This window comes from Rhizobium laguerreae (assembly GCF_019778565.1).
Lineage (GTDB): Bacteria > Pseudomonadota > Alphaproteobacteria > Rhizobiales > Rhizobiaceae > Rhizobium > Rhizobium laguerreae.
Map to the genome: position 1 here is coordinate 40,709 of NZ_JAAXQT010000005.1, position 24,808 is coordinate 65,516.

The window sequence follows — 24,808 nt, forward strand, 5'->3', positions numbered from 1 at the left end:
CGGGCCACATTCATGACAACATATCATGGTTAACGGGCAATACTGCGCAGCCCTCCTTCTGTATTAAATCGAATCGGCATCAGAAATGGGATAAATTCCCATCGCCAATTCCCTCATGAACTGGGAGAAAAAATTTGGCTCAAGCCGTTAGAACAAACGATATTATTCGTTCCTTTGGAATTGATACGCATATCGACTATACCGACGGAAAATATTCCAATGTTGGAGAAGTTGTTAAGGCTCTCGACTATCTTGGCCTTGATACGGTCCGCGATCACGCCCCAAACTCCGCTTCCGACCCCAATGGCCAAACGCATCTGGGCGATGCGGCCGAGGCCGGCGTGCAATTCGTCTTCAGTGCCCAGCGGGAAGTCGACCCCGCCACCGTCGCCCAACGGCTGCACGCCTTCGTGCAGGCCCATCCCGGATCGGTCGTTGGCATCGAAGGTCCGAACGAAGTCAACAACTGGCCGGTCAGCTATCATGGCCTGAGCGGCCAGGCAGCAGCGGTTGCCTATCAGAAGGATCTGTTTGCGGCCGTCAGCGCCGATCCCTTGCTGAAGAATATCCCCGTCCTCGGCTTTACCGGATATACGGTCGCGTCGGCCTCCGACTACACGACGATCCACACCTATGCGAAGGATGGCGACCAACCATTCTCATGGCTTTCCCGAGAATCCGGCGTTCAGCGCGCTGCCGATCCGGGCAAGCCGCTGGCGATCACCGAGACCGGTTACCACACCTCGCTCACCGCCGACACCAATGGCGGCTGGGAAGGCGTCAGCGAAGCGACGCAGGCAAAGCTCCTGCTCAATACGCTGATGGACGGCGCGGCACTCGGATCGAAACAGACATTCATCTACGAACTGCTGGACGCCTATTCCGACCCGCAGGGCGCCAATCAGGAAAAGCATTTCGGCCTTTTTCATCTCGACTATTCGGCCAAGCCGGCTGCGACGGCGATCCACAACCTCACCGAAATCCTTGCGGATGACAGCGCTCAGAAGGCGAGCTTCAGCGCCGGAGCGCTCAACTATTCGATCGACGGCCTGCCGTCCTCCGCCCGCAGCCTGCTCACGGAAAAATCGGATGGGAGCTACCAGATCATCCTCTGGAACGAGCCCGATATCTGGAACCAATCCTCCGACACCGCCATTCAGGCTGCGACAACAGCCGTCAAGGTCAATCTCGGCGCCTCGTTCGGCTCCGTTAAGGTCTTCGACCCCGTGACCGGAACGACGGCGATCAAAAGCCTCAGCAACGTCTCATCCCTGACGCTCGATGTCGTCGACCATCCCTTGATCATCGAGGTAGCAGGCAGCGGCGCCAGCACGCCGCCGCCGGCCAACAGCCATCTCTATGGCGGCACCGGCAACGACACCTTCACCGTGACCAATGCCAACCAGATCGTCGACGAAAGCCGGGGCGGCGGAACGGATACCATCAAGGCGTCGATCTCCTTCAGCCTTGCCGATCAGAAGCATACGATTGGAACGATCGAAAACCTCACCTTGACCGGAACGGCCAATCTCAGCGCGACAGGCAACAATACGGCCAACATTCTGACCGGCAACGACGGAAACAATTTCCTCAACGGCGGGAAAGGGAACGACCGATTGATCGGCGGGCTCGGCAACGACAAGCTGATCGGCAAAACCGGTGCTGACGTTCTCACCGGCGGAGGCGGAGCCGATTCCTTCGTCTTCGATGTGAATCCCAGCAATTCCAGCGTCGACAAGATCGTGGATTTCTCGTCAGCCGCAGGCGATAAGCTGGTGTTCGACGATGCTGTCTTCACCGGGCTCAAGCCATCGAGCTTTTCGGCCGAGAATTTCGTTCTCGGAACAAAAGCGCTCGAGGCTGATGACAAGCTGATCTACGATCAGGCCAGCGGCATTTTATCCTATGATGCGGATGGAAGCGCAGCGGGCGGGGCAATCCATGTCACCGATCTCGACAATTCCGCCGCACTTCACTTCAAAGATCTCCTGCTTGTCTGACCCTGTCGGCCGGTCTCCTTGGGGGGGCGGTCTCCCGCTCTTAGCCTAGATCCCGGCCACATTCTCCATTGACGCCACGCGTGCCGCAACGGTGAGGCCTTTGAGGGCGACGTTTGATACAACTAACTTGCATGATAATAGTCACTGCTGTAGTGACATCAGCCATGCAGCGGACGAGCTTCAGCGACTTCAAATGCCCGGCGGCGCGTGCGCTCGACAGCGTCGGCGACTGGTGGAGCATGCTGATACTGCGCGATGCCTTTCAGGGGCTTTCGCGCTTCGACGAATTCCAGAAAAGCCTCGGCGTGGCGCCGAACATCCTGACGCGGCGGCTCAAACATCTGACGGAAAAGGGGCTGTTCGAACGGCGGCTCTACCATCAGCGCCCTGCCCGCTACGAATATCTGCTGACGGAAAAGGGCCGTGATTTCTTTCCTGTTCTGATGACGCTGTTTTCCTGGGGAAGCCGGCACATCCCGGAAGAGGACCTCGCCTTTCTCTTGGGCGATGCCGCTTCCGGCAGAGAGCGCCAGACGATGCTGGTCGATGCGCGGACCGGCGAAGAAGTGACCCCCGAAAACACCAGCCTGCTTGCGGGCCCCGCCGCCGACAACGAGGTGCACGAGCGGATCAACCGCATGCGCGCCTGGTATCTCGGTATCGACGCATAGAAAGGACAAAAGAATGGATCGCATTGTTGTCACCGGCATGGGACTTGTCTCGCCACTCGGCACCGGTGTCGAGCCCGCCTGGAAGCGCCTTCTCGATGGCGGTTCGGGGCTGCGGGTGCTGGCGGAGGATATCGTCGGCGAGCTCTCGGCCAAGGTCGGCGGCATCGTTCCCGGTATCGCGGAAGATGCTGAGGCTGGTTTTGATCCCGACCGTTACATCACGCCCAAGGACCAGAAGAAGATGGACCGCTTCATCCACTTCACCATGGCGGCGACGGAGGAAGCGGTGAGGCAGGCCGGCTGGATGCCGACCGACGAAGTCGAGCGCGAGCGCACGGCAACGATCATCGCGTCGGGCGTCGGCGGATTTCCGGCGATCGCCGAAGCGGTGCGGATCGGCGAAACGCGCGGCGTTCGGCGGCTGTCGCCTTTCACCGTGCCGTCCTTCCTCGTCAACCTCGCCGCCGGCCAGGTCAGCATCCGCTATGGCTTCAAGGGGCCGCTCGGGGCTCCGGTGACGGCGTGTGCGGCCAGCGTCCAGGCAATCGGCGATGCGGCGCGGCTGATCCGCTCCGGCGAAGCAGATGTGGCGATTTGCGGCGGTGCAGAGGCCTGCATCGACAAGGTGAGCCTCGGCGGCTTTGCCGCTGCACGTGCCCTTTCCACCGGTTTCAACGAGACGCCGGAGTTGGCGTCACGGCCCTTCGACACGGCGCGCGACGGTTTCGTCATGGGCGAAGGTGCAGGCGTCCTGGTCATCGAAACACTGGAGCATGCGCTTGCCCGTGGCGCCACGCCGCTCGCCGAACTCGTCGGCTATGGCACCGCTGCGGACGCCTACCACATGACCTCAGGCCCAGAAGACGGCGACGGCGCCCGCCGGGCGATGGAGGCAGCACTCAGGCAGGCGAAGATCCCCGCTTCGGAGGTCAGGCATCTGAACGCGCATGCGACCTCGACACCGGTCGGTGACAGAGGCGAGATCGCGGCGATCGGCACGGTCTTCGGCCGCAATGGCGATATTGCCGTCAGCGCGACGAAATCGGCGACCGGCCACCTGCTTGGCGCCGCCGGCGGCCTGGAGGCGATCTTCACCATCCTTGCGCTGCGCGACCAGATTGCACCGCCGACCCGCAACCTCGATGAGGCTGATCCGGCCGCCGACGGCATCGATATCGTCGGCAAGACGGCGCGGCCGCTAGCGATGAACTATGCGATCACCAACGGTTTCGGCTTCGGCGGGGTGAATGCCAGCGCCCTGTTCCGCCGCTGGTCGTAAAGTTCACTTTCCTTGCGCTGAAAATCGCCTACACTTCTGCTTTATCGGCGATCCTTTCCCCGATAGAGCCGGAGGTACACCATGCGCGCCTTCTTCGCAGTTCTTATTCTGTGTGCCGCGTCCTTTCTCTCCCCTGTCTCGGCCCGCGCCGAAGATCCGATCGACACGACGCGGACGATGATCGAGGACCAGATCAAGGCCTTCCTCAAGGACGATGCCGAGACCGCCTATTCTTTCGCTGCTCCCGGCATCCGGGCACTGTATCCCGACAAGAACCTGTTCTTCGCCATGGTGAAGAAGAGCTACGAGCCGGTCTATCACCCCGGCAATTACGCCTTCGGCCGCAGCCGCTCGATCGACAATGGCGCGCTGATCTATCACGAGGTGCTGATTTCAGGCCGCGACGGCAAGGACTGGACAGCGATCTACCAGATCACGCGTCAGCCGGACGGCAGCTACAGGATCAACGGCGTGCAGATCATGCCGGACGCGGACAGCAAGGGCATCTGACGCGCTGTTTCCACTCTTCGGTGGAAACTCGACAGATTACACGGTTTCGTTGCAATAACGATTTCGAAATCCTCCTGGAGTAACAACGTGCCAACGGAGGGTTGTTGCGTTGAACGCCGGCAAACAATTTTTTACAGCTCTTGAGGCGTTGCGAGGAATTGCGGCTATCATGGTCATGTTCCTCCACACGGGTGGTACGCTGGGTCCGATCCCGGCGAATATCAGTTACCTTGCCGTTGACCTCTTCTTTCTGTTGAGCGGCGTCGTTCTTGCAAATTCATATGAGAAGCGACTGACAAGGGAGCAGATTTCGCCCACCGGGCTTCTGCTACAGCGTATCATTCGACTCTACCCTCTTTATCTTCTTTCGCTTCCGATCGGACTTTTCAGCTATGCGCTTAAAAACGGGTTGGACTACTCCACCCTGGCGGACCTTCTGCTGAGGGCAATTCTGTTCGTTCCAAGCGCAAGCCAAGAAGGTATCTTTCCCTTCAACGGGCCCAGCTGGTCGCTCTTCTTCGAGCTCTGGGTCGGAGTGCTGTTCTCCGTGCTTCTGATACGACTGTCATTCAGAAGCTTGCTCGCCATCGCCCTGGGTGCGGCCGGCATCACCATCTTTGGGGCATCGGTCGCAGGTAACTTCGATATTGGTCCCGAGGCGGGCGACTTCAGATTTGGCTTTTCAAGAGTGCTGTTCTCGTTCTCGCTCGGAATCTGCCTTTACAGGTTATATGACGTCCAGAAACCGAATACAGCCAATAACGGCAACGTTATCGGCCTTCTTCTCTGTGGTTGTCTGATCGTCATCGCCAACATACCAGCCCGCATATTCTTCGGTTTCCCATATTTTGATTTTTTAATATGCCTCGTGGTCTTCCCGGCCATTGTCTGGCTTGCGATGCGCACGAGACAGACCGGCCTGGTCGAGCTGGTATTCCGTTGGCTGGGGAGGCTTTCCTATCCGATTTATATCCTGCATGGCCCCATCTTCAGTCTGCTGCAGTCGCTGCGGCAAAAGGGCTTTGACCTTCCTACCTCTCCGGCAGCCGGTATGGTCGTCGTAGTCGGAATTTTCATTGTGGCTGGCATCGCCGCCGTCCACTTCGACGAGCCAGTGCGAAAAAAACTTAGAATAATGGTTGCGCCAAACCCGGCGTCCGCAGTCCCCGCGGTAAGCAACGCGGGGCCGGAGTAGCCTTTACACCGGTTCGAGATCGCCCCTCGCCCATTGCTCCTGCGTTTCCGCCATGAAATCGGCGAAGCGGCCTTCGGCGATCGCCTTGCGGATGCCCTGCATCAGCTCCTGGTAATAAGCGAGATTGTGCCAGGAGAGCAGCATGCCGCCGAGCGCCTCGTTGGAGCGGACGAGATGGTGCAGATAGGCGCGCGAATAATCACGCGAGGCCGGGCAGTTCGACTGTTCGTCGAGCGGGCGCATATCCTCGGCATGGCGGGCATTGCGGATATTGACCTTGCCGCGGCGGGTAAAAGCCAGACCATGGCGGCCCGAACGCGTCGGCATGACGCAGTCGAACATGTCGATGCCGCGGGCGACCGATTTCAGGATATCATCAGGCGTGCCGACGCCCATGAGGTAACGCGGCTTTTCCAGAGGAAGCACGGGCAGCGTCGTTTCCAGCATCTGCAGCATGACATCCTGCGGCTCGCCGACGGCAAGGCCGCCGATCGCATACCCCTTGAGATCGAGCTGGGCCAGCGCCTCAGCCGAGCGGATGCGCAGCGCCGGGATATCGCCGCCTTGGACGATGCCGAACATCGCCTTGCCTGGCTGCTCGCCGAAGGCGACCCTGCAGCGCTCGGCCCAGCGCAGCGACATTTCCATGGCGCGCTCGATCTCCTTCGGCTCGGCCGGCAGCGCCACGCATTCATCGAGCTGCATCTGGATATCGGAGCCGAGCAGCCCCTGGATTTCGATGGAGCGCTCTGGCGACATATGGTGGAGGCTGCCATCGACATGCGACTTGAAGGTGACGCCCTGCTCGTCGAGCTTGCGCAGGCCGGATAGCGACATCACCTGGAAACCGCCCGAGTCCGTCAGGATCGGGTGCTCCCAGCGAATGAGCTTATGCAGGCCGCCGAGACGGGCGACACGCTCGGCCGTCGGCCGCAGCATCAGGTGATAGGTATTGCCGAGGATGATATCGGCGCCGGTCTCGCGCACCTGGTCGAGATACATGGCCTTAACCGTACCGACGGTGCCGACCGGCATGAAGGCCGGCGTGCGGATCTCGCCGCGCGGCATGGAGATTTGGCCGAGGCGTGCGCCGGCATCGGTCTTCTTCAAGGTGAATTGGAAGTTGTCTGTCATCTGTCTTTCCGGAAAAGAAGGCTCGCGTCGCCGTAAGAGTAGAAGCGGTAGCCCGTCGAAATGGCGTGTTGATAAGCCGCGTGCATGGTCTCGAGGCCGGCAAAGGCCGAGACCAGCATGAACAGCGTCGAGCGCGGCAGATGGAAATTGGTCATCAGCATGTCGACCGCCTTGAAGCGATAACCAGGCGTGATGAAGATGCCGGTAGCGCCGGCCCAGGGCATGATCTCTCCGCTTTCCGCGGCCGCACTCTCGATGAGCCGCAACGAGGTGGTGCCGACACAGATGATGCGCCCGCCTCTTTCCCGCACGGCATTCAGCCGGGCGGCGATCTCAGCGCTGACATAGCCGCTTTCCAGATGCATCTTGTGATCGGCGGTATCGTCGGCCTTGATCGGCAGGAAAGTGCCGGCACCGACGTGCAGCGTGACGAAATGGCGTTCAATGCCGGCCCTATCGAGCGCTTCGAACAGGCCCGGTGTGAAATGCAGGCCGGCGGTGGGGGCGGCAACGGCGCCCTCCTCGCGGGCATAGATCGTCTGGTAGTCGGCGCGGTCGCGTTCGTCCTCGGGACGTTTGGCGGCTATATAGGGCGGCAGCGGGATATGGCCGACGGCGGCGATCGCCTCGTCAAGCGCCGGGCCTGAGAGATCGAACAGCAGCGTCACCTCGCCGGCCTCGCCCTTTTCCTCGACGGTGGCGTCGAGCGAGCCGAGAAAGCAGCTTTCGCCGGAATGGCCGAAGGAGATGCGGTCGCCCTGCTTGATACGCTTGCCCGGCTTGGCGAAGGCCTTCCAGCGGCTGGGGCCGGTGCGCATGTGCAGCGTTGCCGACACCTGCTGGCCGCCGGCGCCGTCACGATGGCGGATGCCCTCGAGCTGGGCGGGAATGACCTTGGTATCGTTAAAGACCAGCGCATCGCCGGGCCGCAGAAAGGATGTGAGATCGCCGACGCGATGGTCCGACAGGCTGTTTTCCGCATTCGGATCGATGACGAGCAGGCGCGCGCTGTCGCGCGGTTCGGCGGGCCTCAACGCTATACGTTCGTCGGGCAGATCGAAATCGAAAAGGTCTACGCGCATCAGGGCACTTTCAGGCAAAGCGAAACCCGCCCCGCGCAGCTATGCGCAAGGGCGGGTTTCAGCAGAAATCACAATCAGACGTCGGCGGCAACCCGCATGGAGACGATCGAGTCCGGATCGGAAACCGGCTCGCCGCGCTTGATCTTGTCGACGTTGTCCATGCCTTCGATGACCTGGCCCCAGACGGAATACTGCTTGTTCAGCCAGGGCGCGTCGGTGAAGCAGATGAAGAACTGCGAATTGGCCGAGTTCGGGTTCTGCGAACGGGCCATCGAGCAGGTGCCGCGCGTATGCGTGGTCGCAGAGAATTCGGCCTTCAGATCCGGCTTCGAGGAGCCGCCCATGCCGGCGCGGCTGGGATTGAAGGTTTCCGAGCCCTTCTTGCCGAATTCGACATCGCCCGTCTGGGCCATGAAATCCTGGATGACGCGGTGGAAAACGACGCCGTCATAGGCCTTCTCGCGCGCGAGTTCCTTGATGCGGGCGACATGCTCCGGAGCAACCTGCGGCAAAAGCTGAATGACAACCTTGCCCTTGGTGGTTTCCAGAATGACGGTGTTTTCGGGATCCTTGATCTCGACCATTGTCTTCTCCTCTAGTTTTCTCTCGTAACTTACTTGTTGCCCAGGGTGACCTTGATCATCCGGTCGGGACTTTTGACTTCGCCGTTCTGGCCTTCGCCCTTCTTGATCTTGTCGACGTTCTCCATGCCGGAGACGACCTTGCCGACGACGGTGTACTGGCCGTTCAGGAAGGAACCGTCGGCGAACATGATGAAGAACTGCGAATTGGCGGAATTCGGATCCTGCGAGCGGGCCATGCCGACCGTACCGCGCACGAACGGGGTCTTGGAGAATTCAGCCGGGATGTCAGCCATGTCAGAGGAGCCGGTGCCGGCGAGACTCGCATCGAAGCCCTTTTCCATGTTGCCGTATTTGACGTCGCCGGTCTGAGCCATGAAGCCATCGATGACGCGATGGAAGGCGACATTGTCGTATTCGCCCTTCTTGGCCAGCGCCTCGATCTGGGCAACATGCTTCGGCGCCACCTCAGGCATGAGTTGGATGACAACAGGGCCATTCTTCAGCTGGATGGTGAGATAATGATCGGCCGACTGGGCGAAGGCATCCCCCGCGAAGGAGGCGAGATACAACACGCCGGCAAATGCGAGATAAAAGAGTTTCATATGAGCTCCATTGCGGCGGGTTCCGCCTAGTCTTTGCGCTTGCTAGTCTTGCTAGTTTGGGCGCTTGGATGTGAGGGCTTGCAAGACGGCGGCCGGCACGAAAGCGCTGACATCGCCGCCCATGGCGGCGATCTGGCGGACCAATGTGGCGGTAATGGGCCGCGAGGCCGTGCCCGCCGGCAAAAAGATGGTCTGAATATCGGGCGCCATCGTCCGGTTCATGCCGGCCATCTGCATTTCGTAATCGAGATCGGTGCCGTCGCGAAGACCGCGGATCAACAGCGTGGCGCCATGGGTGCGGGCGGCATCGACGACCAGATTGTCGAAGGCGACGACGGTGACGTCGCCGGTCTTGCCAGGCAGCGCTTCAGCCAGTGAACGGCGGATCAGCTCAGCTCTCTCCTCAAAGGAAAAGAGCGGCGCCTTGCCGGGATGGATGCCGATCGCGACGATCACCTTTTCGGCGACGTTGAGCGCCTGGACCAGAACATCCACATGCCCATTGGTGATCGGGTCGAAGGACCCCGGATAGAAAGCTGTCGTCATGTGGCCCGACCGTTGGTTTGACGCCTTTTGTCACGGATGACGCCTTCTCGCAAGTGATTTGGCCAGTCGTTCCGGGCGGCTGAACGGCGGATGAATGTGCCGTTCAAGGCGGTTTCAGACAGGATCTGCTTAACTCGGATCATCAAGGCAGCCGATGCCATTCTGGCATCCGGCGCTCCCCGAAAGACCAGGTCCATGCTGATCGTGCTCGTTGCACTTGCCGTCGTTTCCTCCCTCGCCGCCGAGATGGCTTATGGCTATTTCGCCGATCGATACGAGATGAGCTGGGTGCGGCCGGAGCTTGCCGAGCATGCGGCGATCGTGCGTGCCCAGGGCCGGCTGCGTGAAAAAAAGAGCTTCGAATCTGAATGCCAGATGAACGAGACATTCAAGGTCGCTTCAGATCGGCATTGGTAAACACCCGATCAACATCCGGCGGAACCATTTACAGACGGATGCGTTCATTCAACCGATACATAGAGCGGCGCGGAAGGAATAAAAATGCCCGGTAAGATTACGATGATTAACGTGCTCTGGATGGTAATGGTCACGGGCATGCTGACCGCAACTGTCGCTCTCTATGATCAGAAGGTCGATACGTCCAAGGTTTATGGTCCCTATGCTTCGGCCCGGACGGCCGTGCTGGGCCAGTACTGAGGGGCGAGAACGCAACTCCCCAGGAAAGGAATGCCTATGTTCACGATCTTGACAGTGCTCACCGCCCTCATCAGCGTCATGTTCATCGTGTCTGTGGCCTCAACGATTTCAGCGCTTCGGCGCGAAGGCGAAGAGGTGAAGGCTCTGAACGAAAAACATAGAGCGTTCTGACGTTCCTTTCTCTCCTCTTCCCACCCTTGAGCGGCACCCTTCCGTCGCCAGGGCCATTCAAAGCCGGATGCACCCAGCGTCCGGCTTTTTCTTTGGGTGCAGTCCTCAACCATCATCCTGCTTGAAAAGAAAAAGGGCGGCTCGAAGCCGCCCCGTTCATTTGATCATTCCTCGGCAGGCCCGGCCGGATCGCCATCGGCAATCGGCGCCTCGTCGCCGCCACCTTCGCCGGCAGCACCCTCATCGGTAGCGAGCGCGCCTTCGGCGACCTCGACAGCCTCTTCCGTCTCATCCTCCTCCGGCTCGCTGATGCGCTCGACCGAGACGACCTTCTCGTCCTTGGCCGTCGAGAAGATGGTGACGCCCTTGGTGGCGCGGCTGGCGATGCGGATACCGCCGACCGGCACGCGGATCAGCTGACCACCATCGGAGACCAGCATAATCTGGTCGCCGTCATCGACAGGGAAGGCCGCGACCAGCTCGCCGATCTCGCCGGTCTTCGACGTGTCGGTGGCGCGGATGCCCTTGCCGCCGCGGCCGGAGATGCGGAAGTCGTAAGAGGACGAACGCTTGCCGAAGCCCTTCTCGGAGACGGTGAGGACGAACTGCTCGAGCTGCTTCAGCTCCTCGTAACGCTCGTCGCTCAGCTGTCCCCCTTCGGTGACTTCCTCGCCGACCAGCGCGATTTCCTCGGCCTCGCCGGTCGTCAGGCGGCGGTCGTTGGCGGCGCGCTTCAAATAGGCGGCGCGTTCCCACGGCTCGGCGTTGACATGGCGCACAATGGTCATCGAGATGATGCGGTCGCCCCCGGCAAGCGTGATGCCGCGCACGCCGATCGAGTTGCGGCCGGCAAAGACCCGGACGTCGTCGACGGAGAAGCGGATGCACTGGCCGAGCGCCGTCGTCAAAAGCACGTCGTCATCTTCCGTGCAGGTCTCGACGGAGAGGATTTCGTCGCCCTCCTCCTCGAGCTTCATGGCGATCTTGCCGTTGCGGTTGACCTGGACGAAGTCCGACAGCTTGTTGCGGCGAACCGTGCCGCGCGTCGTCGAGAACATGACGTCGAGATTGTCCCAGCTCGTCTCGTCCTCGGGCAATGGCAGGATGGTGGTGATGCGCTCGCCGGGTGCGAGCGGCAGCATATTGATCAGCGCCTTGCCGCGCGAGGTCGGCGTGCCGATCGGCAGGCGCCAGACCTTCTCCTTGTAGACGATGCCGCGTGAGGAGAAGAACAGCACCGGCGTATGGGTATTGACGACGAATAGCCGGCTAACGAAATCCTCGTCGCGGGTGGTCATGCCGGAGCGACCCTTGCCGCCGCGGCGCTGGGCGCGGTAGGTAGTCAGCGGCACACGCTTGATATAACCGAGATGCGAGACGGTGACGACCATGTCTTCGCGGGCGATCAGATCCTCGTCATCCATTTCGAGACCGCCATCGATGATCTCGGTGCGGCGCGGCGTGCCGAACTCGTCGCGGACGGCGAGAAGTTCGTCCTTGACGATGGTCTGGATGCGGACGCGCGAGGAGAGGATGTCGAGATAATCCTTGATTTCCTCGCCGATCTTGTTGAGTTCGTCGCCGATTTCGTCGCGGCCAAGCGCCGTCAGGCGGGCAAGGCGCAGTTCGAGGATGGCGCGGGCCTGCTCTTCGGAGAGGTTGTAGGTGAGATCCTCGTTGATGCGATGGCGCGGATCGTCGATCAGACGGATCAGGCTTTCGACATCTTCCGCCGGCCAGCGGCGGGTCATCAGCTCTTCGCGGGCCGACTGCGGATCGGGCGCCTGGCGGATAACGCGAATGACTTCGTCGATATTGGCGACGGCAATGGCCAGACCGACCAACACATGGGCGCGGTCACGCGCCTTGCGCAGCAGGAATTTCGTTCTCCGGCTAACGACCTCCTCGCGGAAGGAGACGAAAGCGCGCAGCATGTCGAGCAGCGTCAGCTGTTCGGGCTTGCCACCGTTCAGCGCCACCATGTTGCAGCCGAAGGAAGTCTGCAGCGGCGTATAGCGATAAAGCTGGTTGAGGATGACCTCGGCGTTGGCATCGCGCTTCAACTCGACGACGACGCGATAGCCCTGGCGGTCGGATTCGTCGCGCAGGTCGGAGATGCCTTCGATGCGCTTGTCGCGCACCAGCTCGGCCATCTTTTCGATCATCGTCGCCTTGTTCACCTGGTAGGGAATCTCGGTGATGATGATCTGCTCGCGGTCACCGCGCATCGGCTCGATAGCGGCGACGCCGCGCATGATGACGGAGCCGCGGCCGGTTTCATAAGCCGAGCGAATGCCGGCACGGCCGAGGATCTTCGCGCCCGTCGGGAAATCGGGACCGGGAATGATCTGGATCAGTTCCGGCAGCTCGATGGCCGGATCGTCGATCAGCGCGATACAGCCGTCAATGACCTCGGAGAGATTGTGCGGCGGAATGTTGGTCGCCATGCCGACGGCGATGCCGCCGGCGCCGTTGACGAGCAGGTTCGGGAATTTGGCGGGCACCACGACCGGCTCGGAGAGCGTGCCGTCGTAGTTGTCGCGGAAATCGACGGTTTCCTTGTCGAGATCGTCGAGCAGCGAGTGGGCAGCCTTTTCCAGGCGGCATTCGGTATAACGTTCGGCTGCCGGCGGATCACCATCGACCGAGCCGAAATTGCCCTGACCATCGATCAGCGGCAGACGCAGCGACCAGGGCTGCGCCATGCGGGCGAGCGCATCATAGATCGCGGAATTGCCGTGCGGATGGAATTTACCCATCACGTCACCGGTGACGCGGGCGCATTTGACGTATTTCTTGTTCCAGTCGATGCCGAGCTCGGACATGCCGTAGAGGATGCGCCGGTGCACGGGCTTCAGGCCGTCGCGCACGTCGGGCAGCGCGCGGCTGACGATGACGCTCATGGCGTAATCGAGATACGACCGCTGCATTTCCTCCATGATGGAGATGGGCTCGATGCCTGGCGGGAGCTTCCCGCCGCCGGGGGGTGTTTGCTCAGTCAAAACAGATCACGATCTCTTCTAGAATCACTTGAAGATTTATAGCGGAAAGCCTGTTGCCGCGCCAATTTCACAGCGCGTTTTGAACAGGCTTTTGCGGCTTAAAGAGGGTAAAACATGCAAGTTGCGCGGCCGGACCGGACAAATCCGCCGCGGCCCGCCGCGGGATATTTGCCAAATCGAAATCCCCGCTTCACAATCATCAAAACCACGCACCCATATGGGGTTCCGGAGAGCCGATGGCAAGCGCCGACCAATTGATCAACGCCTTCACGACGCTGCTCGTCACCATCGATCCACCGGGGCTTGCGCCGATCTTTCTGGGGTTGACGACAGGCATGAGCCGAACCGAGCGCAAGCAGGTGGCGCTACGCGGCTCGGTTATCGCTTTCATCATCCTCGCCGTATTCGCGCTGTTTGGCGCCGGCGTGCTCGGCGTGCTCGGGATTTCGATCGGCGCCTTCCGCATCGCCGGCGGGCTGCTGCTGTTCTGGATCGCCTTCGAGATGGTGTTCGAGAGGCGGCAGGAGCGCAAGGAGAAGGCGACCGAGGCGGCGATCACCAAGGATCATATCGAGAATATCGCCGTCTTCCCTCTCGCCTTGCCGCTGATTGCCGGCCCGGGTGCGATCTCGGCGACGATACTGCTTGCCGGCACGCTGGCCACCTCGATCGGGAAGGCGCAACTGATCGGCGTCATTGCCGCCAACCTGCTGCTGACCTTCGTCATGCTGCTCATCGCCGAAAGACTGGACCGTTTCCTCGGCGTCACCGGCCGGGCCATCCTGACGCGGCTCCTCGGCGTCATCCTCGCAGCGCTCGCCGCACAATTCGTCGTCGACGGCGCGAAGTCGGCGTTCAATCTGATCAGCGCGACACCGCATTGAAATGGCGGCATCTGCCGCGAGATTTACGAAAAAAGAGCATGACGCCATCCAAGGCATCATGCTCTCAAGTCTTTCATGAAGCCAGAAAAGGCTACCGATCAGAACGGGATGTCGTCGTCGAGATCCCGCGAGAAGTTGCCGCCGCCGCCACCGCCGCGGCTCGGCGATGAAGCGGGAGCCGGGGCGCCGTAATCGTCGCCATAATCGTTGCCGCCGGCGCCACTGCCACGGCCGCCGCTCGCGCCGCCGCCTTCACCGCGGCCGTCGAGCATCGTCAGTGTCGAACCGAAACCCTGCAGCACCACTTCCGTGCTGTAGCGATCCTGGCCCTGCTGGTCCTGCCATTTGCGGGTCTGCAGCTGGCCTTCGATATAGAGCTTGGCGCCCTTTTTCACATATTGCTCGACGACCTTGCAGAGGCCCTCGTTGAAGACGACGACAGTGTGCCATTCGGTCTTCTCACGGCGCTCGCCGGAATTGCGATCGCGCCACGTCTCCGAGGTCGCGATACGAAGATTGGCGATCGGCCGGCCATCCTGAGTGCGGCGGATTTCGGGGTCTGCACCGACGTTTCCAATCAGAATTACCTTATTCACACTACCAGCCATGCTTCTCACCCTACCTGCCGCCCTGCCCGGCGGCGTTTAATCGATCGGCGCACCTTAAACCATCACGGACCGCCGATGCGCATGGGCGGCATTTAATCCACATGTTTATCCATCAGAAAGCCGCATGCATCCATCAGGAATTTTGTTCTTTATTTGTTCTAGTTTATCCGTATGATCCTGTCAACAGAATCGAAAACCTTGAGCCCTTGCGGATATTCAGCCTCGACTCGCCCGTCGGCATCACTAAATAAGGGCTGTCATCCAGAAAACCAAAGCAGAGACGATGAGCGAACTGAAGACGATCTCCATCCGCGGCGCGCGCGAGCATAATCTCAAGAGCATCGATCTCGATCTGCCGCGTAACAAGCTGATCGTCATGACCGGGCTTTCGGGATCCGGCAAATCCTCGCTCGCCTTCGACACGATCTATGCCGAGGGCCAGCGGCGCTATGTCGAGAGCCTGTCGGCCTATGCCCGCCAGTTCCTCGAGATGATGCAGAAGCCCGACGTCGACCAGATCGACGGGCTTTCGCCGGCAATCTCGATCGAGCAGAAGACCACCTCGCGCAATCCGCGCTCGACGGTCGGCACCGTCACCGAGATCTACGACTATATGCGCCTGCTCTTTGCCCGCGTCGGCGTTCCCTATTCGCCGGCGACCGGCCTGCCGATCGAGAGCCAGACTGTCAGCCAGATGGTCGACCGCATCCTCGATTTCGGCGAGGGCACCCGTCTTTATATTCTTGCGCCGCTCGTGCGCGGGCGCAAGGGCGAATACAAGAAGGAACTGGCGGAGCTGATGAAGAAGGGCTTCCAGCGCGTCAAGGTCGATGGTCAGTTCTACGAGATCGCCGAGGCGCCGGTGCTCGACAAGAAATACAAGCACGACATCGACGTGGTGGTCGACCGCATCGTCGTGCGCTCGGATGTCTCGGCGCGCCTGGCCGACAGCCTGGAGACCTGCCTGAAGCTCGCCGACGGGCTGGCGGTCGCCGAATTCGCCGACAAGCCGCTGCCGCCGGAAGAGACGTCGGCCGGCGGTTCGGCCAACAAATCGCTGAACGAGACGCATCAACGCGTGCTGTTTTCGGAGAAGTTCGCCTGCCCGGTCTCCGGCTTCACCATTCCCGAGATCGAACCCAGGCTCTTCTCCTTCAACAATCCCTTCGGCGCCTGCCCGACCTGTGATGGCCTCGGCGCCCAGCAGAAGATCGATCCGGATCTGATCGTGCCCGAGCCCGAGCGGACGCTGCGCGACGGGGCGATCGCGCCCTGGGCCAAGTCGACCTCGCCCTATTACAATCAGACGCTGGAAGCGCTCGGCAAACATTACGGCTTCAAGCTCGGCACCCGCTGGAACGATCTTTCCGACGAGGCCAAGGACGTCATCCTCAACGGCACCAACGACAAGATCGAATTCCACTATGCCGATGGCGCCCGCTCTTATACGACGCAGAAGAATTTCGAAGGCATCATCACCAATCTCGAGCGCCGCTGGAAGGAGACCGATTCCGCCTGGGCGCGCGAGGATATCGAGCGCTTCATGTCGGCCGCCCCCTGCCCTTCCTGCAACGGCTTCCGCCTGAAGCCGGAGGCCTTGGCGGTGAAGATCGACACGCTGCATATCGGCGAAGTGACCGGTATGTCGATCCGCATCGCCCGCGACTGGTTCGAGACGCTGCCGGCAAGCTTCAATGCCAAGCAGAACGAGATCGCCGTGCGCATCCTCAAGGAAATTCGCGACCGGCTGCGCTTCCTCAACGATGTCGGCCTGGAATATCTCAGCCTGTCGCGCAATTCCGGCACGCTGTCGGGCGGCGAAAGCCAGCGCATCCGGCTCGCCTCGCAGATCGGTTCGGGGCTGACGGGCGTGCTTTACGTGCTCGACGAACCGTCGATCGGCCTGCATCAGCGCGACAATGCCCGGCTGCTCGACACGCTGAAGCACCTGCGCGACATCGGCAACACCGTCATTGTCGTCGAACATGACGAGGATGCGATCCTGTCGGCCGACGACGTGGTCGATATCGGCCCGGCCGCCGGCATTCACGGCGGCGAGGTCATCGCACACGGCACGCCGCAGGATATCATGGATAATCCGAAGTCGCTGACCGGCAAATATCTCTCCGGCGAACTCGGCGTTCCCGTTCCCGACGAGCGCCGAAAGCCGAAAAAGGGCCGCGAGATCAAGGTGGTCGGCGCGCGCGGCAACAATCTGAAGAATGTCACGGCGTCGATCCCGCTCGGCGTGTTCACGGCGGTGACCGGCGTTTCCGGCGGCGGCAAATCCACCTTCCTGATCGAAACGCTGTATAAATCGGCAGCAAGGCGCGTCATGGGCGCGCGTGAAAACCCGGCCGATCACGACCGCATCGACGGCTTCGAGCATATCGACAAGGTGATCGACATCGACCAATCGCCGATCGGCCGCACGCCGCGCTCGAACCCGGCGACCTATACCGGCGCCTTCACGCCGATCCGCGACTGGTTCGCCGGCCTACCGGAGGCCAAGGCACGCGGCTACCAGCCGGGCCGTTTCTCCTTCAACGTCAAGGGCGGGCGCTGCGAGGCCTGCCAGGGCGACGGCGTCATCAAGATCGAGATGCACTTCCTGCCCGATGTCTACGTCACCTGCGACGTCTGCCACGGCAAGCGCTACAATCGCGAGACACTCAACGTCACCTTCAAACAGAGGTCGATCGCCGACGTGCTCGACATGACCGTGGAGGAAGGCGTCGATTTCTTCACGGCGGTGCCTGCGGTGCGCGACAAGCTGCAAGCGCTGAAGGATGTCGGTCTCGGTTATATCAAGGTTGGCCAGCAGGCCAATACGCTCTCGGGCGGCGAGGCACAGCGCGTCAAGCTTGCCAAGGAACTGTCGAAACGCTCGACGGGGCGCACGCTCTATATTCTCGATGAACCGACGACCGGCCTGCATTTCCACGACGTCGCCAAGCTGCTCGAAATGCTGCACGAACTGGTCAACCAGGGCAATTCGGTAGTGGTGATCGAGCACAATCTCGAAGTCATCAAGACGGCCGACTGGGTGCTCGATTTCGGCCCCGAAGGCGGCGACGGCGGCGGCGAGATCGTCGCGACCGGCACGCCCGAAGCGATCGTCAAGGAAAAGCGGTCCTATACCGGACAGTTCCTGAAGGAATTGCTGGAACGGCGGCCGGCGAAGAAGGCGGTTGCGGCGGAATGACGATGAGGCCAGCGTCGCCCGATGATCTGGAAACGATCGCGACGCTGACGTCAGCCGCTTATCGGCCCTATAGCGAACTCTTCGGCGCTCCGCCGATGCCGGTGACGGAGGATTACACGCCGCGGATCGAACGCGGCGAGGTCTGGCTGCGCGAGATCGGCGGGCAAACGGCTGGCCTGGTGGTCGTCGAGCAGCATTCCGATCACCTCATGCTGTTCAGCATCGCGGTCTCGCCGGCGTTTCAGGGTGCCGGGCATGGACTGGCGATGCTGCGCTGGCTGGAGGGCAAGGCACGGGAATGGGCCGTGCCGGAGATCCGGCTCTACACGAATGCGCGGATGGAGCGGAATATCGCGCTCTACAGCGCCTTCGGGTTTCAGGAAACGGGTCGCCGGCCGAACCCTTATCGGCCAGGATGGACGCTCGTCGACATGACGAAAGAGATCAATGCGGCCTGAGCGGCTGCAAATGGGGAGGACGACATGACGAAATCCGGCACTATCCGCACCGGCATCGGCGGCTGGACCTTCGAGCCCTGGCGCGGGCATTTCTTTCCCCAGGGCCTGAAACAGAAGGACGAGCTGAATTATGCCAGCCGCCAGCTGAAGGTCATCGAGGTCAACGGCACCTATTACAGCACGCAGAAGCCTGCGGTTTTTGCCAAATGGGCGGCTGATGTGCCCGACGGTTTCATCTTCTCGCTGAAGGCGACACGTTTCGTCACCAATCGGCGGGTGCTTGCCGAAGCCGGTGAATCGATGGAGCGGTTCCTGTCATCGGGCATCAGCGAACTCGGCGATCATCTCGGGCCGCTGCTGTGGCAATTCGCGCCGACGAAGAAATTCGATGCAGACGATTTCGAAGCCTTCCTGAAACTGCTGCCGGCAAAACAGGACGGACTGTCGCTCCGCCACGTGGTCGAAGTACGGCACGATTCCTTCAAGGTGCCGGAGTTCGTGGCGCTGCTTGCAAAATACGGCGTGGCGCCGGTCTGTGCCGAACATTTCGAATATCCGATGATCGCCGACGTGACGGCCGATTTCGTCTATGCGCGGCTGCAGAAGGGCTCGGACGACATTCCGACCTGCTATCCGGAAAAGGACCTGAAGGCCTGGGCAGACCGGCTGGAGACCTGGGCCGAGGGCAAGATTCCCGACGACCTGCCGCTGATCGATGGAGATCGCAAAGTGAAGGTCGAGCCACGCGACGTCTTCGCCTTCATGATCCATGAAGGCAAGGTCAATGCGCCGCATGGGGCGATCGCCCTGCAGCAGGCGTTGTCGAAATAGGCGGGGCTCGATAGTCACAAAAGGATCGTGACCTTGTGGGTATCACATCGTCAGACACGCATTGCATGAGGGCATTATGAGCGTGGTAACCCGGGAGCCCGCATGAGCGTTGCCGCATCCTATCTCTATCGCGACGGACGCCGGGTCGAGGCTGTCCCTTTCGAGGCTGCCTCCATTCCGGCGACGGATAACGAATTCATCTGGATCGGCCTGCACAAGCCCAGCCGGGACGAACTCCTGCTGCTGCAAAGCCGTTTTGGCCTTCACGAACTCTCGATCGCCGATGCGCTCAGTTCCCTGCAGATGCCGAAGCTCAGTGTTTATGACAACCAGCTGTTCGTCATCGCCAAGACGGCGCAGCTCGAGGGAGACCACATCACCTACGGGGAAACCGCAATTTTCGTCGGCAAGCGCTATATCATCACCGTGCGGAATGGTTCCGAGCGTGGGCACGGAGAGCTGCGCGGCCGGCTGGAGACGTCGCCGAAGACGCTGTGCCACGGCACCGATTATATTCTGCATGCCATTCTCGATTTCATCATCGACGGCTATCTTCCCATCGTGCGCACGATCGAGGATTCCGTTTTCGACATGGAACGAAAAATGCTCGACGCGTTTCTCGACCGCAGCCAGATCGCCCGCATTTTCAAGTTGCGCCGGGAAGTCATTCTATTTCAGCGGGTGCTGGACGCGATGCTCGACCTTTGCGGGAAGCTCTACCATCTCGACCTGCCGTCGCTCGACAGGGAAGCGAAGCCCTATTTCCGCGATGCGCTTCAGCACATGCACCGTGTCGAGACGATGGTTGCAAGCTTGCGCGACGTGATCACATCGGTTTTCGAAGCGAGCAATCTGCTTGAACAGCAAAGACAGGGCACGATCACCCGGCAGCTAGCGGCCTGGGCTGCTATTCTCGCCGTTCCAACGGCAATCGCCGGCATCTACGGCATGAATTTCGACAATATGCCCGAGCTGAAAACCAGCTACGGTTATTTTATCGTCCTGGCAGTCATCGCCGTCATGTGCATCGCACTTTTCATCCGTTTCAAGCGCGCCCGCTGGATATGACGCCTTGCTCGTCAACGGACTCGGGCTTCATTTCTTCCCGTCCGCCAGCGCCTCTTTGCGGCGGCGCGGCAGGAGCGATTTGAGGTAGCGCCAGATCGGCGAGACGGCGTAGCCGGCGACCGGAATAGCGATCAAGCCGGCGACGATACCGACGATGCCCGCTCCTGCGGCCTCGACGATCCAGCTGAGCACGGATGCCAGAGCGGGAATGGCATGCGCGGTCGCCTCGCCGGCATCATGGATCAGATGCGCAGGGCCGCCGATACCATAGGCTTCGAGGCCGTGAACGAAGATGCCGCCGCCGACCCAGATCATCGCGGCCGTTCCGACAATGCCGAGCACTTTCAGAAAATAAGGCATGCCTGTGACAAGCCCCTTCCCGATCGAGCGCAAGAAGGCGCCCATCGCCGATGCCGTCCGCACGCGCGCCAGCATCAGACCGAGATCATCGGCCTTCACGATAAGCGCGACGCCGCCATAGACCAAGACCGTGATGCCCAGTCCAACGACGGCAAGGATGAGGGCCTGTGTGAACATGCTGCCTGACGGAACCGCGGCGAGCGTAATCGCCATGATTTCGGCCGAGAGGATGAAATCCGTCTTGATTGCACCGGCAACTTTTTCGTCTTCTACCGATTTGGCATCGAGGCTTGCCGTCTCGAGTGCCGATTCATGGGCGTGAGCTGCATGCGGCAGCACCAGTGCGTAGACTTTCTCCACACCCTCGTAGCAGAGATAAAGTCCGCCGATCATCAGCAGCGGTGTGATCGCCTGCGGTGCGACAAGGCTCAGGATCAGTGCAGCCGGAAGCAGGATCACAAGCTTGTTCTTCAGCGAGCCGAGCGCGATCCTGCCGATGATCGGCAATTCGCGCGCTGCCGAAAATCCGGTGACGTAGCGGGGTGTGACTGCGGCATCGTCAATGACGACGCCGGCCGCTTTCGCGCCTGCCTTGGCAGCCTGGCCGGCAATATCGTCGAGCGATGCCGCAGCCACCTTGGCCAATGCCGCGATATCATCAAGAAGGGCGATCAGGCCAACACTCATTCGAGCCTCCGTCGGGAAGACAGACTTATGCAGCAAAAACGGAAGGCCCGTCAACGAGACGTGGCATCCTCCGCCGGGAAGATGCCACGCAAGGATCGCGACCGCGATGGCCGTTATTCAGCCGGCATCGGGCTCAACCCGCCCTCGTCCAGCGGAGGACGTGCCTGCCGTTCCCGTTTCTGCGAAACTCGCGACAGAACGCTCTGCCTGTTCACGGATTTGCGCTCCTCGTCGATGCGGCGGATCAGAATCTCCGCGCGCTCGACGGAGCCGAGAAGCGCCAGGATCGTGCCGCGTTCAGCCGCGCCGGCATTCGGGCCAAGCGCCAGTGTCTGAGTCCGAAGTTCGGTGACGGTGGGAAGGCTGACATGGCCGGCCGGCATGGAGGGACGAACCACGCCGTAGTCGGGCATGATTTCCTGCAAAGAGGCATCGAGCTTGCTCAATGCCTGGTTGACGATCGCCAACGCGGGCTCGCTGAATTTTTCACGCTTCACGCGCCGGGCGACCTGATGCATCGATTCCGTCAATGCAGCGGTGAAATCGGCCTCCTCGATCAGGCTGGCAACCAGATCGAGTTGCTCGTAAGGCAGATCCTCCTTCATCAGCGATGCGGTATAATCGCGAATGTCGCGGCTGAGGATATCGGTGGCGAGATAATGTTCGCCCGGATCGGATGGAGCCGACTTGGCGGACCGGGCAATATCCAGGAACATCGCGCCGGCCTGCAGATGCCGCGCGGTCTCCTGCTGGACGGCCGGAACCGCCCGCGCGAAGTCGCTGGTGAGCCTGCGATCGAGGAATTTCGGCGTCGAATAATCTTCCACATCCTCCGCATCGGTGCGGCCAATACGCGACAAGACACGTTCGAAGACGCTGACGAAAGGAAACAGCAGCGCTGTGTTGAAGACGTTGAAGAAGGTCGAATACAGACCGACAGCGACCGGGACCAGCGGAAATGTCTCCTTGCCCTCGACCACGACCGGAACGCCGGGATCGCCGCCGAACCACTGCATCGCCCATGCCAGAATGTCGATGGAGACGAAGAACAAGGGCACGGTGATACAAACGCCGATAATGTTGAAGGACATATGGGCATAGGCAGCGCGTTTGGCGTTCTTCGACAGGTTGATCGAGGCAATCCAGGAGGTGATCGTGGTTCCGAGATCCGCACCCAACGAGAAGGCAACCGCCGTCGTCCAGTCAAGGACACCGGCCGCGCCGAGCCCCATGACGATACCGATCGTCGCCGACGAGGAGTGGATCATCGCAGTGACGCCGGCGGCGATCAGCACGCATTTGATCAGGTTGTAATAGGAGTCGGCGGTCAGCGTCGACAGAACGTCCATGACCTCCGGTATGTTGCGCAGCGGCCGAAGGCCGCCGGTCATCAGATTGAGACCGTAGAAAATCAGCGCGAAACCCATGCAGGCAAGCGCGACGTTGCGGACGCGCTCGCTCTTAGCAAAGCAGTAAACCAGCGAAAAAACGCCCGCAAAGATCAGGCCAAGTGGACCGAGCGGCAAGGCGATCAAGCCGTTTCCGAGCGTCGTTCCGACGTTGGCGCCCATGATGACGCTGATCGCCGGACGCAATCCGACAACGCCGGCATTGACGAGGCCGACGACCATGACCGTCATTGCCGTGGATGACTGGATGACACCGGTGATGAGCGTTCCCGCGATGACGCCCTTGATCGGCGTGCCTGCGGCTCTCGCGAGAAATGCGCGCATCTTGTTGACGGAGAGTGCCTGGATGCCGTTCGACATGAACTCCAGACCGAGCATGAATATCCCCAGCCCGCCAATAACAGGCACAAGAATATCCTTGAAAATGTCGATGTTCATTACGCCTTACCCCCTTGGCGCCAAAATGGCGCGCTTCAACGACGCCCCCGCGTCTCACATGCCCGATTTGATACGGTCGGGGATGCCCCGACCGCGTATCATGCGCGCCCGAACGACTTACTGGCTCGCGGATGCATCCTGCTTCAGCCAGTATTTGACGATCTGACTGACGAGCTGCGGCGGCAAAGGCACATAGCCCAGCGCCTCGGCGTCCTTACTGCCTGCCTCGAACGCCAGACGGAAAAAATCATGCACGCGGCGATAGCGATTGGGCGCCTGTCCCGTGATTGGAACGACAGCAAATGTTGCGCCGCTGATCGGATAGGCCGCCTCTCCCGGTTGATCCGCGAGCGATACCGAAAAATCCTTCGCTTCATCCCATGAGGCAGTGCTGGCGGCAGCCCGCACGCCATCCGGTCCCGGTTTTACGAACTGGCCGGATTTGTTCTGAACAGCGGCATAGGGCAGGTTTGCACGCTCGACCTGGCCAAAATCGGCATAGGCGATCGCCCCCTTGGTTGCCTGCACCGCGCGAATGAGATCCCCGGTTCCCTCGACACTCGTCCCCACAGGCCAGGCGATCAGCGTATCCGCTCCATGTGCCGCCTTCCATTCCGGGCTTGCCGAGGACAGGAATTCGGTGAACATGAAGGTGGTGCCTGATCCATCCTTGCGGCTAACCGGGCTGATTTTCTGATCGGGAAGGCTGATCTCCGGGTTGATCGCCTTGATGGCAGGGTCAGCCCACGACTGGATCTTGCCGAGATAGATATTCGCAAGCAGCGGGCCAGTCAGGTTGATACGGCCCTTGTCGATACCGTCAAGATTGACGGCAATCGCCACGCTGCCGAGCACGATCGGAAATTGCTGGCGGCCATGCTTTAAAAGCTCGTCGTGGGAGACAGGCACATCGGTCGCAGCGAAATCCAGCTCCGGCTGATCAAGGCGCATCAGGCCTGCCAGCGAACCGACGAGCTCGTAATCTACCGTCCAATCGGGTGAGCTGAAGTCGCCGTCATCCATCCGCGCCTTCTCGTAGATCTCCGCCCACTTCGCGATGATGGGTGCCGCGAATGTGGAGCCGGCGCCCCGAATGGGCTCGGCCATGGCTGCAGGAGCGATGAAGAGTGAACCGACAACTGCCGCAAGTCCGCTAAAGCCGGCGGCGGCGGTCGTCACTCTGTGGACTTGCCGAAAAAAACGTTCCATCGGCGCTTCCCTCGCAACCGTTAACTGCGCACTTCGATCAGAATTCAAACCAGATCAGCTCAGGACCCACTGTCCGAACCCGTGTTCCAGCCGACAGGAATTCCTGACACGACTAAGTATTTCCATTCATTAACATTTTAATGACAGTTTAGTTTTGCGGGTTGCGGATTCTCCGCGCAGGACATTCTTGGACTGATCGATGTCGCTCTAAAAATTCG

Annotated in this window: 22 protein-coding genes and 1 pseudogene; 13 read left to right on the forward strand and 10 right to left on the reverse strand. The window is 60.8% G+C overall.

Going from position 1 to position 24,808, the window contains the following annotated elements; all coding sequences use genetic code 11:
- Positions 1–134: 134 nt before the first annotated feature.
- From HFO71_RS16655 to HFO71_RS16675, 5 genes are all read left to right on the forward strand, one after another.
- Positions 135–2,000 (forward strand): calcium-binding protein, encoded by a 1,866-nt coding sequence (locus HFO71_RS16655; protein ID WP_168258392.1) that lies wholly within the window; start codon positions 135–137, stop codon positions 1,998–2,000.
- A 164-nt stretch (positions 2,001–2,164) separates the two neighbouring features.
- Positions 2,165–2,671, forward strand: coding sequence for a winged helix-turn-helix transcriptional regulator (locus HFO71_RS16660; protein WP_025394552.1), 507 nt, complete (start codon positions 2,165–2,167; stop codon positions 2,669–2,671).
- Between the two features lie 13 nt (positions 2,672–2,684).
- On the forward strand, positions 2,685–3,950 hold the full coding sequence (gene fabF / locus HFO71_RS16665) for a beta-ketoacyl-ACP synthase II (RefSeq protein WP_131661917.1): 1,266 nt from the start codon (positions 2,685–2,687) through the stop codon (positions 3,948–3,950).
- A gap of 81 nt (positions 3,951–4,031) precedes the next feature.
- Entirely contained in the window at positions 4,032–4,460 is a 429-nt protein-coding gene (locus tag HFO71_RS16670) for a DUF4864 domain-containing protein (protein ID WP_020049925.1), read from the forward strand.
- Between the two features lie 109 nt (positions 4,461–4,569).
- A complete protein-coding gene (locus HFO71_RS16675) occupies positions 4,570–5,655 on the forward strand; it encodes an acyltransferase family protein (RefSeq protein WP_221988235.1) in 1,086 nt (361 codons plus the stop codon).
- A gap of 3 nt (positions 5,656–5,658) precedes the next feature.
- Here HFO71_RS16675 and tgt read toward each other — a convergent pair whose 3' ends face one another.
- The 5 genes from tgt to coaD form a co-directional block, all read right to left on the reverse strand.
- Positions 5,659–6,789, reverse strand: a complete 1,131-nt coding sequence (gene tgt, locus HFO71_RS16680; protein ID WP_025394548.1) for a tRNA guanosine(34) transglycosylase Tgt — start codon at positions 6,787–6,789, stop codon at positions 5,659–5,661.
- Entirely contained in the window at positions 6,786–7,871 is a 1,086-nt protein-coding gene (gene queA, locus HFO71_RS16685) for a tRNA preQ1(34) S-adenosylmethionine ribosyltransferase-isomerase QueA (protein ID WP_168258391.1), read from the reverse strand. Before queA ends, tgt begins: the two co-directional genes overlap by 4 nt.
- Positions 7,872–7,945: 74 nt before the next feature.
- Positions 7,946–8,455, reverse strand: coding sequence for a peptidylprolyl isomerase (locus tag HFO71_RS16690; protein ID WP_025394546.1), 510 nt, complete (start codon positions 8,453–8,455; stop codon positions 7,946–7,948).
- A 29-nt stretch (positions 8,456–8,484) separates the two neighbouring features.
- Complete coding sequence (locus HFO71_RS16695; RefSeq protein ID WP_025394545.1) at positions 8,485–9,057, reverse strand: peptidylprolyl isomerase; 573 nt, start codon at positions 9,055–9,057, stop codon at positions 8,485–8,487.
- 51 nt (positions 9,058–9,108) lie between these two features.
- Positions 9,109–9,603: a pantetheine-phosphate adenylyltransferase gene (gene coaD, locus HFO71_RS16700; RefSeq protein WP_020049920.1), complete on the reverse strand. Its 495-nt coding sequence runs from the start codon at positions 9,601–9,603 to the stop codon at positions 9,109–9,111.
- A gap of 90 nt (positions 9,604–9,693) precedes the next feature.
- Here coaD and HFO71_RS16705 point away from each other — a divergent pair.
- The 3 genes and pseudogenes from HFO71_RS16705 to HFO71_RS36205 all read left to right on the forward strand — a co-directional run bounded on the left by HFO71_RS16705 (position 9,694) and on the right by HFO71_RS36205 (position 10,431).
- Positions 9,694–9,982, forward strand: a pseudogene (locus HFO71_RS16705) (hypothetical protein).
- A gap of 122 nt (positions 9,983–10,104) precedes the next feature.
- Positions 10,105–10,260, forward strand: coding sequence for a hypothetical protein (locus HFO71_RS16710; protein WP_003539654.1), 156 nt, complete (start codon positions 10,105–10,107; stop codon positions 10,258–10,260).
- A 36-nt stretch (positions 10,261–10,296) separates the two neighbouring features.
- On the forward strand, positions 10,297–10,431 hold the full coding sequence (locus HFO71_RS36205) for a hypothetical protein (protein WP_018445350.1): 135 nt from the start codon (positions 10,297–10,299) through the stop codon (positions 10,429–10,431).
- Between the two features lie 164 nt (positions 10,432–10,595).
- On the opposite strand, the gene gyrA is transcribed toward HFO71_RS36205, so the two are convergent.
- The gene (gyrA, locus tag HFO71_RS16715; RefSeq protein WP_168258389.1) at positions 10,596–13,433 is read right to left on the reverse strand and encodes a DNA gyrase subunit A; all 2,838 of its coding nucleotides are present in this window, start codon (positions 13,431–13,433) and stop codon (positions 10,596–10,598) included.
- A 236-nt stretch (positions 13,434–13,669) separates the two neighbouring features.
- On the opposite strand from gyrA, the gene HFO71_RS16720 reads away from it, so the two are divergent.
- Positions 13,670–14,317: a MarC family protein gene (locus tag HFO71_RS16720; protein ID WP_012757442.1), complete on the forward strand. Its 648-nt coding sequence runs from the start codon at positions 13,670–13,672 to the stop codon at positions 14,315–14,317.
- Positions 14,318–14,415: 98 nt separating this feature from the next.
- On the opposite strand, the gene HFO71_RS16725 is transcribed toward HFO71_RS16720, so the two are convergent.
- The gene (locus tag HFO71_RS16725; RefSeq protein ID WP_012757440.1) at positions 14,416–14,925 is read right to left on the reverse strand and encodes a single-stranded DNA-binding protein; all 510 of its coding nucleotides are present in this window, start codon (positions 14,923–14,925) and stop codon (positions 14,416–14,418) included.
- A gap of 283 nt (positions 14,926–15,208) precedes the next feature.
- Here HFO71_RS16725 and uvrA point away from each other — a divergent pair, with 283 nt between their 5' ends.
- From uvrA to HFO71_RS16745, 4 genes are all read left to right on the forward strand, one after another.
- The gene (gene uvrA / locus HFO71_RS16730) at positions 15,209–18,130 is read left to right on the forward strand and encodes an excinuclease ABC subunit UvrA (protein ID WP_131716547.1); all 2,922 of its coding nucleotides are present in this window, start codon (positions 15,209–15,211) and stop codon (positions 18,128–18,130) included.
- On the forward strand, positions 18,127–18,588 hold the full coding sequence (locus HFO71_RS16735) for a GNAT family N-acetyltransferase (RefSeq protein WP_029875188.1): 462 nt from the start codon (positions 18,127–18,129) through the stop codon (positions 18,586–18,588). The genes uvrA and HFO71_RS16735 overlap by 4 nt, the downstream gene beginning before the upstream one ends.
- A gap of 24 nt (positions 18,589–18,612) precedes the next feature.
- A complete protein-coding gene (locus tag HFO71_RS16740) occupies positions 18,613–19,419 on the forward strand; it encodes a DUF72 domain-containing protein (RefSeq protein ID WP_168258388.1) in 807 nt (268 codons plus the stop codon).
- 102 nt (positions 19,420–19,521) lie between these two features.
- Positions 19,522–20,487: a magnesium and cobalt transport protein CorA gene (locus HFO71_RS16745; protein ID WP_065279920.1), complete on the forward strand. Its 966-nt coding sequence runs from the start codon at positions 19,522–19,524 to the stop codon at positions 20,485–20,487.
- Positions 20,488–20,514: 27 nt separating this feature from the next.
- Here the strand turns inward: HFO71_RS16745 and HFO71_RS16750 are convergent, their stop codons facing one another.
- The 3 genes from HFO71_RS16750 to pstS all read right to left on the reverse strand — a co-directional run bounded on the left by HFO71_RS16750 (position 20,515) and on the right by pstS (position 24,590).
- Positions 20,515–21,534, reverse strand: coding sequence for a DUF808 domain-containing protein (locus tag HFO71_RS16750; RefSeq protein ID WP_168258387.1), 1,020 nt, complete (start codon positions 21,532–21,534; stop codon positions 20,515–20,517).
- A 113-nt stretch (positions 21,535–21,647) separates the two neighbouring features.
- Positions 21,648–23,381 (reverse strand): Na/Pi cotransporter family protein, encoded by a 1,734-nt coding sequence (locus tag HFO71_RS16755; protein ID WP_168258386.1) that lies wholly within the window; start codon positions 23,379–23,381, stop codon positions 21,648–21,650.
- Between the two features lie 117 nt (positions 23,382–23,498).
- Positions 23,499–24,590, reverse strand: coding sequence for a phosphate ABC transporter substrate-binding protein PstS (gene pstS / locus HFO71_RS16760; protein ID WP_168256246.1), 1,092 nt, complete (start codon positions 24,588–24,590; stop codon positions 23,499–23,501).
- Positions 24,591–24,808 lie beyond the last annotated feature (218 nt).

Coding starts and splice junctions, on each gene's coding strand:
- HFO71_RS16745 (WP_065279920.1), top strand. CDS start 19,522: ATGAGCGTTGCCGCATCCTATCTCTATCGCGACGGACGCCGGGTCGAG.
- HFO71_RS16735 (WP_029875188.1), top strand. CDS start 18,127: ATGACGATGAGGCCAGCGTCGCCCGATGATCTGGAAACGATCGCGACG.
- HFO71_RS16740 (WP_168258388.1), top strand. CDS start 18,613: ATGACGAAATCCGGCACTATCCGCACCGGCATCGGCGGCTGGACCTTC.
- fabF (WP_131661917.1), top strand. CDS start 2,685: ATGGATCGCATTGTTGTCACCGGCATGGGACTTGTCTCGCCACTCGGC.
- pstS (WP_168256246.1), bottom strand. CDS start 24,590: ATGGAACGTTTTTTTCGGCAAGTCCACAGAGTGACGACCGCCGCCGCC.
- HFO71_RS16720 (WP_012757442.1), top strand. CDS start 13,670: ATGGCAAGCGCCGACCAATTGATCAACGCCTTCACGACGCTGCTCGTC.
- uvrA (WP_131716547.1), top strand. CDS start 15,209: ATGAGCGAACTGAAGACGATCTCCATCCGCGGCGCGCGCGAGCATAAT.
- HFO71_RS16670 (WP_020049925.1), top strand. CDS start 4,032: ATGCGCGCCTTCTTCGCAGTTCTTATTCTGTGTGCCGCGTCCTTTCTC.
- HFO71_RS36205 (WP_018445350.1), top strand. CDS start 10,297: ATGTTCACGATCTTGACAGTGCTCACCGCCCTCATCAGCGTCATGTTC.
- HFO71_RS16750 (WP_168258387.1), bottom strand. CDS start 21,534: ATGAGTGTTGGCCTGATCGCCCTTCTTGATGATATCGCGGCATTGGCC.
- HFO71_RS16695 (WP_025394545.1), bottom strand. CDS start 9,057: ATGAAACTCTTTTATCTCGCATTTGCCGGCGTGTTGTATCTCGCCTCC.
- coaD (WP_020049920.1), bottom strand. CDS start 9,603: ATGACGACAGCTTTCTATCCGGGGTCCTTCGACCCGATCACCAATGGG.
- HFO71_RS16710 (WP_003539654.1), top strand. CDS start 10,105: ATGCCCGGTAAGATTACGATGATTAACGTGCTCTGGATGGTAATGGTC.
- HFO71_RS16755 (WP_168258386.1), bottom strand. CDS start 23,381: ATGAACATCGACATTTTCAAGGATATTCTTGTGCCTGTTATTGGCGGG.
- HFO71_RS16725 (WP_012757440.1), bottom strand. CDS start 14,925: ATGGCTGGTAGTGTGAATAAGGTAATTCTGATTGGAAACGTCGGTGCA.
- HFO71_RS16660 (WP_025394552.1), top strand. CDS start 2,165: ATGCAGCGGACGAGCTTCAGCGACTTCAAATGCCCGGCGGCGCGTGCG.
- queA (WP_168258391.1), bottom strand. CDS start 7,871: ATGCGCGTAGACCTTTTCGATTTCGATCTGCCCGACGAACGTATAGCG.
- HFO71_RS16690 (WP_025394546.1), bottom strand. CDS start 8,455: ATGGTCGAGATCAAGGATCCCGAAAACACCGTCATTCTGGAAACCACC.
- tgt (WP_025394548.1), bottom strand. CDS start 6,789: ATGACAGACAACTTCCAATTCACCTTGAAGAAGACCGATGCCGGCGCA.